This is a genomic window from Streptomyces sp. KM273126, assembly GCF_004337435.2.
Lineage (GTDB): Bacteria > Actinomycetota > Actinomycetes > Streptomycetales > Streptomycetaceae > Streptomyces > Streptomyces acidicola.
On sequence record NZ_SJXB02000001.1, the window covers coordinates 4,724,121 to 4,736,428 of the forward strand.

General features: G+C 70.9%; 12 protein-coding genes. 3 read left to right on the forward strand and 9 right to left on the reverse strand.

The genetic code is table 11. From position 1 onward, the window contains the following. Positions 1-3: 3 nt before the first annotated feature. A complete protein-coding gene (locus tag E0500_RS20215) occupies positions 4-2,271 on the forward strand; it encodes a bifunctional salicylyl-CoA 5-hydroxylase/oxidoreductase (RefSeq protein ID WP_131568061.1) in 2,268 nt (755 codons plus the stop codon). 25 nt (positions 2,272-2,296) lie between these two features. Here E0500_RS20215 and E0500_RS20220 read toward each other — a convergent pair whose 3' ends face one another. The 8 genes from E0500_RS20220 to E0500_RS20255 all read right to left on the reverse strand — a co-directional run bounded on the left by E0500_RS20220 (position 2,297) and on the right by E0500_RS20255 (position 10,221). Next, positions 2,297-3,580 carry a sulfate adenylyltransferase subunit 1 gene (locus E0500_RS20220; protein WP_181587066.1) on the reverse strand — a complete coding sequence of 428 codons (1,284 nt, stop codon included), beginning with the start codon at positions 3,578-3,580 and terminating at the stop codon, positions 2,297-2,299. Between the two features lie 2 nt (positions 3,581-3,582). After that, positions 3,583-4,503 (reverse strand): sulfate adenylyltransferase subunit CysD, encoded by a 921-nt coding sequence (gene cysD, locus E0500_RS20225; RefSeq protein ID WP_181587067.1) that lies wholly within the window; start codon positions 4,501-4,503, stop codon positions 3,583-3,585. Continuing rightward, positions 4,500-5,051 carry an adenylyl-sulfate kinase gene (cysC, locus tag E0500_RS20230; protein WP_131566504.1) on the reverse strand — a complete coding sequence of 184 codons (552 nt, stop codon included), beginning with the start codon at positions 5,049-5,051 and terminating at the stop codon, positions 4,500-4,502. The genes cysD and cysC overlap by 4 nt, the downstream gene beginning before the upstream one ends. Further along, on the reverse strand, positions 5,048-6,280 hold the full coding sequence (locus tag E0500_RS20235; protein ID WP_131566501.1) for a glycosyltransferase family 4 protein: 1,233 nt from the start codon (positions 6,278-6,280) through the stop codon (positions 5,048-5,050). Before E0500_RS20235 ends, cysC begins: the two co-directional genes overlap by 4 nt. Beyond that, positions 6,277-6,705, reverse strand: a complete 429-nt coding sequence (locus E0500_RS20240) for a hypothetical protein (RefSeq protein ID WP_165935092.1) — start codon at positions 6,703-6,705, stop codon at positions 6,277-6,279. Before E0500_RS20240 ends, E0500_RS20235 begins: the two co-directional genes overlap by 4 nt. Next, positions 6,702-7,601 carry a sulfotransferase gene (locus tag E0500_RS20245; protein ID WP_131566499.1) on the reverse strand — a complete coding sequence of 300 codons (900 nt, stop codon included), beginning with the start codon at positions 7,599-7,601 and terminating at the stop codon, positions 6,702-6,704. The genes E0500_RS20240 and E0500_RS20245 overlap by 4 nt, the downstream gene beginning before the upstream one ends. Positions 7,602-7,685: 84 nt before the next feature. Continuing rightward, on the reverse strand, positions 7,686-8,531 hold the full coding sequence (locus E0500_RS20250; protein WP_131566496.1) for a PaaX family transcriptional regulator C-terminal domain-containing protein: 846 nt from the start codon (positions 8,529-8,531) through the stop codon (positions 7,686-7,688). A 31-nt stretch (positions 8,532-8,562) separates the two neighbouring features. Next, complete coding sequence (locus E0500_RS20255; protein WP_131566493.1) at positions 8,563-10,221, reverse strand: AMP-binding protein; 1,659 nt, start codon at positions 10,219-10,221, stop codon at positions 8,563-8,565. Positions 10,222-10,341: 120 nt separating this feature from the next. On the opposite strand from E0500_RS20255, the gene E0500_RS20260 reads away from it, so the two are divergent. Then, a complete protein-coding gene (locus E0500_RS20260) occupies positions 10,342-11,523 on the forward strand; it encodes an acyl-CoA dehydrogenase family protein (RefSeq protein WP_131566490.1) in 1,182 nt (393 codons plus the stop codon). Then, positions 11,520-11,918: a RidA family protein gene (locus E0500_RS20265; protein ID WP_131566487.1), complete on the forward strand. Its 399-nt coding sequence runs from the start codon at positions 11,520-11,522 to the stop codon at positions 11,916-11,918. Before E0500_RS20260 ends, E0500_RS20265 begins: the two co-directional genes overlap by 4 nt. An 89-nt stretch (positions 11,919-12,007) precedes the next feature. Here E0500_RS20265 and E0500_RS20270 read toward each other — a convergent pair whose 3' ends face one another. After that, entirely contained in the window at positions 12,008-12,211 is a 204-nt protein-coding gene (locus tag E0500_RS20270) for a DUF5999 family protein (protein ID WP_131566484.1), read from the reverse strand. Between the last annotated feature and the right edge of the window lie 97 nt (positions 12,212-12,308).

Genomic DNA, 12,308 nt, shown 5'->3' on the forward strand with positions numbered 1-12,308 from the left:
GGCATGAGGGTCGCGGTCATCGGCGGCGGTCCCGGGGGCCTGTACGCGGCGGCACTGCTGAAACGCCTCGACCCGTCCCGCGAGATCACCGTCTGGGAGCGCAACGCACCCGACGACACCTTCGGCTTCGGCGTGGTCCTCTCCGACGAGACACTCGGCGGGATCGAGCATGCCGACCCGGCCGTCCACGAGGCGATGAAGGCCGAGTTCGTGCGCTGGGACGACATCGACATCGTTCACCGGGGCATACGGCACACCTCCGGCGGCCACGGCTTCGCCGCCCTCGGGCGGAAGCGGCTCCTGGAGATCCTGCACGAGCGCTGCCACTCGCTCGGCGTCGAACTGCGCTTCCAGTCCGAGGCGCCCTGCCCGGCCCGGCTCGCGGAGACGTACGACCTGGTCATCGCCGCCGACGGCATCCACAGCGCCACCCGCGAGGCATACGCGGAAGCCTTCCGGCCCTCCGTCACCGAACACCGCTGCCGCTACATCTGGCTCGCCGCCGACTTCGCCTTCGACTCCTTCCGCTTCGAGATCGCCGAGACCGAGCACGGCGTGATGCAGCTACACGCCTACCCGTACGCGGCTGACGCCTCCACCGTCATCGTCGAGATGCGCGAGGAGGTGTGGCGCGCGGCCGGGTTCGCGGAGGCGGACGAGCAGGAGTCGGTCGAGCGCTGCGCGAAGATCTTCGCGGACGCGCTCGGCGGACGCCCGCTCAGGTCCAACAAGTCCACATGGACCACCTTCCGCACCGTCGTCAACGAGCACTGGTCGCATGGCAACCTCGTCCTGCTGGGCGACGCCGCGCACACCGCGCACTTCTCCATCGGCTCCGGCACCAAGCTCGCCGTCGAGGACGCCCTCGCCCTCGCCGCCTGCCTGGAGGAACAGCCCTCCCTGGCCGATGCCCTCACCGCCTACGAGGCCGAGCGGCGCCCCGTCGTCGCCTCCACCCAGCGTGCGGCACGGGCCAGCCTGGAGTGGTTCGAGAACCTCGGGCTCCACCTCGGCCAGCCCTCCCGCCAGTTCGCCTTCAACCTGCTGACCCGCAGCCGCCGCGTCACCCACGACAACCTCCGGCTGCGCGACCCCCGCTTCACCGGGAACGTGGAGCGCGCGTTCGGCTGCCCGCCCGGCACACCCCCCATGTTCACCCCGTTCCGGCTGCGCGGCCTCACCCTGCGTAACCGCGTCGTCGTCTCCCCCATGGACATGTACTCGGCGGTGGACGGCGTCCCCGGCGACTTCCACCTCGTCCACCTCGGCGCCCGGGCCCTCGGTGGGGCGGGTCTGGTGATGACCGAGATGGTGTGCGTGAGCCCGCAGGGACGGATCACCCCGGGATGCGCCGGGCTGTGGTCGCCCCGGCAGGCCGAGGCCTGGCGCCGTGTCGTGCGGTTCGTGCACACACAGGCACCGGGCACCGCCATCGGTGTCCAGCTCGGCCACTCCGGCCGCAAGGGCTCGACCAAACTGATGTGGGAGGGCATCGACGACCCCCTGGAGGACGGCAACTGGCCGCTCGTGGCCGCCTCCCCGCTCCCGTACACACCGCGGAACCAGACCCCGCGTGAGCTGACGCGCGCTCAACTCACCGACATCCGGGAGGAGTTCTCGGGGGCCGCCTGGCGTGCCGCCCGCTGCGGATTCGATCTGCTCGAACTCCACTGCGCCCACGGCTACCTGCTCTCGGGCTTCCTCTCGCCCCTGACCAACCGCCGCACCGACCGCTACGGCGGCTCCCTCGACCACAGGCTCCGCTTCCCGCTGGAGGTGTTCGACGCGGTGCGGTCGGTGTGGCCGGAGGAACGGCCCATGACCGTCCGTATCTCCGCCACCGACTGGGCCGACGGCGGCACGACCGCCGAGGACGCCGTGGAGATCGCGCGGGCCTTCGCCGCGCACGGCGCCGACGCCGTCGACGTGTCCACCGGGCAGGTGGTCGCGGACGAACACCCCGAGTTCGGCCGCTCGTACCAGACGCCGTTCGCCGACCGCATCCGCCACGAGGTGGGCGTCCCGGTGATCGCCGTGGGCGCGATCTCCTCCTGGGACGACGTCAACTCCCTGATCCTCGCCGGGCGTACGGACCTGTGCGCCCTGGCCCGCCCCCACCTCTACGACCCGAACTGGACGCTCCACGCCGCCGCCGACCAGGGCTACCAGGGCCCGGGGGTGAGCTGGCCCCCGCCCTACCGTGCCGGCAGTAGACCGCCGCGCACCGGACGCACAGACGCCCCCAAACCCCGGCTGACGCTGGGGAGTTGAGGGCGTCCACGATGCGCGGTGAGGCCTACGACAGGTCGGCCATCCCCGCCGTCAGTGTCGAGCCGTCCGCCGGGTCGACCAGGATGAACGCGCCCGTGCGGCGTACGTCCGCGTAGTCGTCCAGCGCCAGCGGCTCGGCCGTGCGCAGGGTGATCCGGCCCAGGTCGTTCGCGGACAGTTCGGTCTCCCCCACTCTCGACTTCGCTCGACCGGGGGGAACCCCATCGCCCAGGTCCTTCACGATCGCCTTCACGGTCCGCGTGGTGTGCCGGACCAGCACCCGGTCGCCGACCCGCAGCGGCCGTTCGGCCAGGTGGCAGGCGGCGGCCCGCACATCCTGCGTCAGCGTGGGCGCGTCCGTGCCGGCCGTGATCATGTCGCCGCGCGAGACGTCCCGCTGGTCGGCCAGGCGCACGGTGATGGACTGCGGCGCGTACGCCGTCTCGACGTCGGTGCCGAGCACGTCGATGCCAGTGATCTCCGACGCCTCGCCGGACGGCTGGACGGTCACCCGGTCGCCCACCCGCAGCGAGCCGGAAACCAACTGGCCCGCGTAGTACCGGACTTCGTTGTGCCGGATCACGTACTGGACGGGGAAGCGCGCCGGGGCGTCGGCGCTCTCCGCGCCCACCGGGACGTTCTCCAGGAACTCCAGCAGCGCCGGACCCGCGTACCAGTCCATGTGCGCCGACGGCTCCACCACGTTGTCACCGACGAGCGCCGACACCGGGATCGGAGTGAACCCGGGCAGGCCCAGCTCCTCCGCGTAAGCCGCGAAGTCCTGGACGATGCGGTCGAACGCCTGCTCCTCGTAGCCGACGAGGTCCATCTTGTTGACGGCCAGGACCACGTGCGGGACGCGCAGCAGTGCGGCGATGGCGGCGTGGCGGCGGGTCTGTTCGACGACGCCGTTGCGGGCGTCGACGAGGACTACCGTGAGTTCGGCGGTGGAGGCGCCGGTCACCATGTTGCGGGTGTACTGCACGTGGCCGGGGGTGTCGGCGAGGATGAAGCGGCGGCGGGGCGTGGCGAAGTAGCGGTAGGCCACGTCGATGGTGATGCCCTGCTCGCGCTCGGCCCGCAGCCCGTCGGTGAGGAGGGCCAGGTCCGGGGCCTCCTGGCCGCGGTTGCGGGAGGCGTGCTCGACGGCCTCCAGCTGGTCGGCGAGGACCGACTTGGAGTCGTGCAGGAGGCGCCCGACGAGGGTGGACTTGCCGTCGTCGACCGATCCGGCGGTGGCGAACCGCAGTGTGTCGATGGTGGCCCCGACGTGGCCGGTCGACTCGGTCGCGCTGATCGTGCTGGTCATGACTAGAAGTACCCCTCGCGCTTGCGGTCTTCCATCGCGGCCTCGGACAGCTTGTCGTCGGCGCGGGTCGCGCCCCGCTCGGTGAGCCGGGAGGCGGCGATCTCGGCGATCACGGCGTCCAGTGTGGTGGCGTCGGAGTCGACCGCGCCCGTGCAGGACATGTCGCCGACCGTGCGGTACCGCACCTGCCGCTTTTCCGCGGTTTCGCCCGCCTTGGGCCCGCCCCATTCGCCGGCGGTGAGCCACATGCCGGCCCGCTGGAAGACCTCGCGCTGGTGGGCGAAGTAGATCTCGGGCAGTTCGATGCCCTCGCGGGCGATGTACTGCCAGACGTCCAGCTCGGTCCAGTTCGACAGGGGGAAGACGCGGACGTGTTCGCCGGGGGCGTGGCGGCCGTTGTAGAGCTGCCACAGTTCGGGGCGCTGGCGGCGCGGGTCCCACTGGGAGAACTCGTCGCGCAGCGAGAACACGCGCTCCTTGGCCCGGGCCTTCTCCTCGTCGCGGCGTCCGCCGCCGAAGACGGCGTCGAACTTCTCGGACTGGATCTTCTCGGTGAGCGGCACGGTCTGGAGGGGGTTGCGGGTGCCGTCGGGGCGTTCGCGCAGGACGCCGCGGTCGATGTAGTCCTGCACGGAGGCGACGTGGAGGCGCAGGTTGTGCTTCTCGACGGTGCGGTCCCTGTACTCGATGACCTCGGGGAAGTTGTGTCCGGTGTCGACGTGGAGCAGGGAGAAGGGGATCGCGGCGGGGGCGAAGGCCTTCAGTGCCAGGTGGAGCATGACGATGGAGTCCTTGCCGCCGGAGAACAGGATCACCGGCCGTTCGAACTCGCCCGCCACCTCACGGAATATGTGCACCGCCTCGGACTCCAGCGCGTCCAGGTGCGAAAGAGCGAAGGTTCGCTCGGTGAGCTCCGCCGTCATGCCAGCCCCCTCCCCGCCAGCAGCGCGTGCACCGCGTTCGCCGAGTCCTCGGGCGTCTGCGACTGAGTGTGCAGCACCAGCGCGGGGTCGACCGGCTCCTCGTACGGGTCGTCGACACCGGTCAGGCCCTTGAGGTTGCCCGCGGCCTGGCGCGCGTACAGGCCCTTCACGTCCCGCTGGCTGCACACCTCCACCGGGGTCGCTACGTGCACCTCGAGGTACGGCGTCCCGCTCGCGTAGTGGCGCTTGCGCACGGCCTCGCGGCTGTCGGCGTACGGGGCGATGACGGGGACGACGGCGAGGACGCCGTTGCGGGCGAGCACCTCTGCCACCAGGCCGATGCGCTGGACGTTGATGTGGCGGTCCTCACGGGAGAAGCCGAGGCCGGCGGAGAGGAAGCGGCGGATCTCGTCACCGTCGAGGACCTCCACGCGGTGTCCCTCCGACCGCAGGCGCCCGGCGAGGATGCGGGCGATGGTGGTCTTGCCCGCGCTCGGCAGCCCGGTGAGCCAGACGGTGGCTCCCTGAGCCCTGGGAGTGGTGGTCATGCGCGCTGTCCTTTCGCGGCGGCACCGCTCGGATGCCGTTGTCCGTGGAGGTCGGTGAAGAGGGCTTCCCAACGCGGGTGCACGGCGTCCGGACCGTACGACGAGGCAGTGAGCACCGCAGCGACACCCATGTCCGCGCGCAACTTCTCGTCGGCCATCAGCTTGGCCATCGAGTCGGCGAGCGCGTCCGGGTCCTCGGGCGGCACCAGCAGACCGTCGACCCCGTGCGTGAGGACGTCCGCGGGGCCGGTCGGACAGTCGAAACTCACCACCGGCAGCGCGTGGCTCATCGCTTCGATCATCACCATCGGCAGCCCCTCGAAGCGGGAACTCAGCACGTAGAACGAGGCCTTCGCCAGTTCGTCGTCCAGGCGGTCGGTGTGACCCATCAGGAACACGTGATTGTAGAGGTGGTGCTCCTCGATCAGAGTCCGAAGTTCCGCTTTCTTCTCCCCGCTTCCGTAAATCCTCAACTGCCATTCGGGGAACGTTTCCACAAGCTTCGCCCAAGCCGGTATCAGCATGTCGAAGCCCTTCTGCGGGAAGAGCCTCCCGGCCGCCACCGCGATCTTCGCCTGTGGACTGGCGGGCACCTGGTCGAGCGAGTGCACGGCGTTGGGGATGCGTACGACCCGGGTGCCGGGCAGCAGTTCCTCGTACTCGTCGCGGTCCCGCTCGGTGAGCACCGCGACCGCGTCGAAGCGGGGGTAGGTCTCCTGGATGCGTTTCTGCACGTCACGCTTGTGGGTGCCGTGGTTCATGTGTTCCTGGGCGATGCGGACCACACCGTTCGTGGCGTGCTCGGCGGCCAGGAAGTTCAGTGCGGGGCGGGTGGTGACGAGGATGCCGTCGGTCAACGCGCCCAGGTACGCGATGAGCCGGTCCTCGACGTACCGGTTGAAGTAGCGGTAGCCGAACTCGCCCGCCGGGATGTACCGAGGGGGCTCGTCGAGGAGCCTGCCGCGGTGGCGGTCGCGCCAGCGGGCCATGAGGCCGGACGGCGGGGTGTACGCGTCCTCGCGCAGGTCGACGACCGTGGAGACCCGCACCCGCGGGTCGAGCGGGAACTGGATGTCGTCCCGGCGGCGGATCGCGCTCACGATCTCGACGTCCCAGCCCGCGGCCACGAGCGAGTTGGCCTGGTTCATCACGGTGCGGATGGTTCCGCCGCGGCCGTAGGCGTGCAGCAGCAGATAGCGGACCCTGGGGAGGGTGCGGCGGTCGCTCATGCCGCACCTCCCGTACGGCACTCCAGGGACAGGTTGTCCTTGACCGTGTAGTAGGGGCGCACGCCGATGTTCCCGGTGTGCTGTTCCGGGTACACGAAGATCTTCTTCTTGCCGCGTATGTCATCGAGCCGGCGTCCGGCGCGCAGTTCCGTCTCGCCGTCGCTGAGGTGGATGTCCCACTCCTCGACGGCCGCGTGGTCGGCCGCGGCGAGGTCGGCGACGGGCAGTTCGCCTTCGAAGCGGTCGCCCTTGAGGTGGGCGTCGTAGTGCAGCCGCTGGTCGGGGTGTGCGCGGCGGGTGAGGACCAGCTGCCAGGTGACCGCCGTGTCCGCAGCGTCGTTGGTGGGCAGCCCGTGGAGGTGTCCGACGAGCCGTATGCGTCCGTCGCGTGGCCAGACCTCTGCTATCTCGGCATGCGGCTTCACTCGCTGTAACCCCAGGCCTCGCACATGGGCCGGAGGATCTCCGGGATCTCGTCCTCGGTGGGCAGCGCGCGGCCGGTCTGGACCGTGCCGGTCTTGATCTTGTCCCGCCAGTCACCGAGGCCCTTGACGACCTGGGCGTCGTCCTTCTTGCCGTAGTCGAGCATGGAGGGCTCGAAGTCGATGTCGAGGAACAGGCACAGCCGCCGCATCTCCTTCTCCGGGTCGGCGGTGATGTCCTCGTAGCGCACGGTGTGACCGCCGGTGATGCCCTCGCGGGCCCTCTCGACGGCCTTCATGTAGCGCAGCGCGTCGGCCGCGGCCTCCTCGTACGTGCGCTTGTCGGGGTCGCCCTCGTGCCAGGACTGGGCGATGGAGACGGGGTGGCGCAGCAGGAAGACGAAACGCGCGTCGGGCCAGCAGTCCCTGATGCGCTGAAAGACGAAGGCGTTGCTCGGCGTCTTCTCGACGACGAAGTCCTTGCCCGACTTCACCAGCTCGCGGTGCATCACCCGGTCCCACAGCAGATGCTCCAGGTCGCCGCGCTCCAGGTCCAGCGCGGTCATGGCCTTCTGCGACAGCTTGCTGCCGTAGCCGACCTCAAGCCGGCGTATGTGCAGCTCGTGCGGCGAGTGCAGCCGCGAGTGCGCGTTCAGCAGCATCCGCAGCAGCGTGGAACCGGAACGAACCGGAGACATGATGAAGACCGGCTGCCGCAGCAGCCGGTCCGTCGTGAGGTCCTCGGGGCCCGGACATCGGTACACCGCCGTGGGCTGCTTGGCGGCCGGCTTGGGAGCCGCGGCCTTCTTCGGCTGGTCGGGCGTGGCCGGGGCGGCCTTGCGGACCTGGAGGCCGGTGGTGGCGGTGAGCGCCCGGTTCAGATTGCGCATCAGACTCATGCGTCACGATGCTAAGTAAGAATTCTGAGAAGACGGAAGGAGAAATCTAAGGGTTCCCTGAGTCCACCAAATCGTAACCTGGCGTCAGGTTTGGCGGATCACTCCCGGTACCTGATCCACTCCGGCGAAGACTGCTCCCGCGTCCCTCAACCGCTCGTGCAGCGCCCGGAAGACGGCAGCCGAACGCACGCCCGGCCAGTCGGCGGGAAGCAGGGCGGACGGCAGCCCGGGGTCCACGTACGGCAGGTGGCGCCACGAGTCCAGGGCCAGCAGGTAGTCGCGGTACGCCTCCTCCGCAGGGGTGTCCTCCCGGCCCTCCCAGTCGTGCAGCACGCGCGCGTGGCCGTCGAGGAACGCCTCGTGTTCCTTGGCGATCGCGGCCAGGTCCCACCAGCGGGCCACCGACTCGACCGTCGGCGCGAAGCCCAGGTGGTCGCCGCGGAACAGGTCCACGTACGGGTCGAGCCTCAGCCGCTCCAGGCTGTGCCGGGTCTCCTCGTACAGGCGGGCCGGCGCGATCCACACCCCGGGAGCCGCGGTGCCGAAGCCGAGCCCGGCCAGCCGGGAGCGCAGTACGTGCCGTTTCTGCCGCTCGGGCTCCGGTACGGAGAACACGGCCAGCACCCAGCCCTCGTCCACCGGTGGCGGCTGGGCGGCGTACACGCGCCGGTCACCGTCGTCGAGCAACTGCCGCGCCTGGGGCGACAGCGCGTACCCGGCCGCCCCGGCCGCCGTACGGGCCGGCACGAGCAGCCCGCGCCGCTTCAGCCGGGACACGGACGACCGTACGGAGGGCGCGTCGACGCCCACCGCGGCGAGGAGCCGGATCAGCTCGGACACGGGCACCGGGCCGGGCACGGAGCGACCGTACGCGCCGTAGAAGGTCACGATGAGGGAACGGGGTGCGTGCTGATCGGACACGTTGATCATTTTAGATCTTCGGCATCGCTGCTGCTGGTCGTCACCGCTGGTCGTCGCCGGTGCGCAGCCTGAACCGCTGTAGTTTTCCGGTCGCCGTGCGCGGCAGCGCGTCCAGGAGGACGATCTCGCGCGGGCACTTGTAGGGCGCCAGTTCGCTCTTGAGGAACGTGCGCAGCGCCGTCTCGTCCCGTGGCGCGCCCGCCCTCAGCACCGCGTACGCCACGACGACCTGCCCCCGCGCCTCGTCCGGCCGCCCCACCACCGCCGCCTCGACCACGTCCGGGTGCCGCAGCAGGGCGTCCTCGACCTCCGGGCCCGCGATGTTGTACCCGGACGAGATGATCATGTCGTCCGCGCGCGCGACATACCGGAAGTAACCGTCGGGTTCGCGGACATACGTGTCCCCGGTGATGTTCCAGCCGCCCCGCACGTACTCCCGCTGGCGCGCATCGGCGAGGTACCGGCAGCCCACCGGCCCGCGCACCGCCAGCAGTCCCGGTTCGCCGTCCGGTACGGGCGAGCCGTTCTCGTCCTGTACGCGCGCGTGCCACCCCGGTACGGGAACGCCGGTCGTGCCGGGCCTGATGTGCTCGTCGGCCGCGGAGATGAAGATGTGCAGCAGCTCGGTGGCGCCGATGCCGTTGATGATCCCCAGCCCGGTGCGCTCGTGCCAGGCCTTCCAGGTGGCCCCGGGCAGGTTCTCGCCCGCCGAGACACAGCGCCGGAGTGACGACACGTCATGCCGGGCCTGCCCGGATGTGCCGTCGAGTTCCGCCAGCATCGCCCGGTACGCCGTCGGCGCGGTGAACAGCACCGACACCCGGTGCTCGGCGATCGCGGGCAACAACTGCCGGGGACCGGCCTGTTCGAGCAGTAAGGAACTGGCGCCCACCCGCAGCGGGAAGACGACGAGCCCGCCGAGCCCGAAGGTGAACCCGAGGGGCGGACTGCCCGCGAAGACATCCTCGTGGTGTGGCTTCAACACATGCTTCGAGAAGGTGTCCGCTATGGCCAACACATCGCGGTGGAAGTGCAGACACCCTTTGGGGCGGCCGGTCGTGCCGGACGTGAACGCGATCAGCGCGACGTCGTCGGCGGCCGTGTCGACCGCCTCGAACGGCCCGTCGGGCGCCGGCAGACGCAGCAGGTCGTCCGGCGCGTCACCGCCGTACGTCGTGATCCGCAGCCCGGGCACCTCGGCCTTCGCGAGGTCGTCGACCGACCGTACGTCGCACAGGGCCCGGTCCACCCGGGCGATCCGGCACATGGTCGCGAGCTCGTGCGGTCGGGCCTGCGCCAGCACGGTGACGGCGACCGCACCCGCCTTGAGCACCGCCAGCCAGCAGGCCGCCAGCCATGGTGTGGTCGGGCCGCGCAGGAGGACCCGGTTGCCGGGGACGACACCCAGGACAGTGGACAGGGCGTGGGCGATGCGGTCGACACGGGCGCGGAGTTCGCCGTACGTCCAGGTGGCGCCTGAGGGGGTGTGGAACGCCGGACGCCCCGGGTCCGTCGTGCCGAGCAGTTCGGCGGCGCAGTTGAGGCGGGCCGGGTAGCGCAGCTCCGGCAGGTCGAAGGTGAGCTCGGGCCACTGGCCGGGGGGTGGGAGGTGGTCGCGGGCGAAGGTGTCCGCGTGGGCCGAGCCAGTCGGCCGTACGCCCTCAGCGGGGTCCTTCTCACCGGGGTCCTTGGTCTTCATGGCGGTTCGCCCCCTTGGCCGTGGTGGGCTCGCACCAGGAGCGTATCGGGTTGGTGACGACAGTCAATGGTCCGCGATACCGTCGGGTGAGGATCCGCCCCTCAGGTGAGAGGACTGGCGATGACCGCATTCTCGCTCGAACCGGCACAACTCGCCCGGTGCGTCGAGCTGCGCGCCCTGGCGGCGGAGCGGCTGAGGCCCCTGGCGGTGAAGGGCGAGCCGGGCCGCGTCAACCGCCCGCTCGTGGCGGAACTCGCCCGACTCGGCCTGCTGGAGGCGCTGTTCACCTCCGGCGCGCTCGACCTGTGCCTGATGCGGGAGTCCCTCGCGTACGCCTGTACGGAGGCCGAGACCGCGCTCGCCCTGCAGGGCCTGGGCGCCCATCCGGTGCACGCGTACGGCACCGGGGCCCAACGGAGCCGCTGGCTGCCCGAGGTGACCGCGGGCACGGCGGTGGCGGCCTTCGCGCTCAGCGAGCCGGGGGCGGGCTCGGACGCGGCGGCGCTGGCCCTGCGGGCGGAGCCGGACGGTCCGGGCCGCTGGCGGCTCACGGGCGAGAAGTGCTGGATCTCCAACGCCCCCGAAGCCGACCTCTACACCGTCTTCGCGCGCACGACACCCGAAGGGGGCGCCCGCGGCGTCACCGCCTTCCTCGTCCCCGCCGACCGCCCCGGCCTCACCGGCACCGCCCTCGACATGCTCTCCCCGCACCCCGTCGGAGCCCTCGGCTTCGACGCGGTACCGGTCACGGCGGACGACGTCCTCGGCGAGCCCGACCGCGGGTTCCGGGTCGCCATGGGCACCCTGAACCTCTTCCGGCCGAGCGTGGGTGCCTTCGCGGTCGGCATGGCGCAGGCGGCCCTGGACGCGACGCTCGCCCACACGGCCGAACGCAGCGCCTTCGGGGGCAAGCTGAAGGACCTTCAGACCGTGGCCCACCAGGTCGCCGAGATGGCCGTACGGACGGAGGCGGCACGCCTCATGGTGTACGCGGCGGCGACGGCCTACGACGAGGGGGCCCCGGACGTCCCCAAGCGCGCCGCCATGGCCAAGCTGTTCGCCACCGAGACCGCCCAGTACGTCGTGGACGCGGCGGTCCAGCTCCACGGCGCCCGCGCCCTGCGCCGCGGCCACCTGCTGGAACACCTCTACCGGGAGGTGCGGGCGCCCCGGGTCTACGAAGGGGCCAGCGAGGTCCAACGCGACATCATCGCAAAGGAGTTGACGAAGGAGTTGAGGGAGGAGAAGGCGAAGACGGAGGAGAAGACGGAGGAGAAGACGGAGGAGGTGCACCCCTCATGAGCGCCGAACGCATCAACCCGCCCGACCTGTCCCCGCCCACGGGTTTCTCCCACGCGGTCGTCGCCACGGGTTCCCGGGTGGTCTTCCTGGCCGGCCAGACCGCGCTCGACACCGACGGCAAGATCGTCGGGGACACGCTCCCGGAGCAGTTCGAGCGGGCGCTCACCGGCCTGCTGACGGCACTGAAGGCCGCCGGTGGCACTCCGGCCGACCTCGCCCGCGTCACGGTCTACGCCACCGATGTCGCCGACTACCGCGCACACGTCTCCCAGCTCGGCCGGATCTGGCGGAGGCTCGCGGGCCGTGACTATCCCGCGATGGCCGTCGTCGGGATCGTACGGCTGTGGGACGAGCGGGCTCTGGTCGAACTCGACGGCTTCGCGGTGCTGCCGTAGGCGCGGTACGGCGCCCCGACAGGGGCGCGGGGAACTGCGCGACCAGCCCCCACCGGCCCGCAGCGATATCACCGCTCTCCCGCGGAGCGCTACGCGGCGACCGTCAGCTCCGTGACCGGTACCCGCCGCGGAGCTACCACGCTGCCGTCGGGCTGGATCTCACCGGTGTCGTCGAAGACGATGGCCCCGTTGCACAGCAGGTTCCAGCCCTGCTCGGGGTGGAAGGCGACGATGTGCGCGGCGTCGCTTCCAGGACGGTCGACCGAGGGGCACTGGGGCTGGTGGGAACACATGGCGCGCCTCCACATCGGATGCCTCACATCGGATGGCTTCCATCGGATGACTGTGCGGCGGGCGGCGGGTCACCGCCCCGCCCTGGTGCTGTACTAC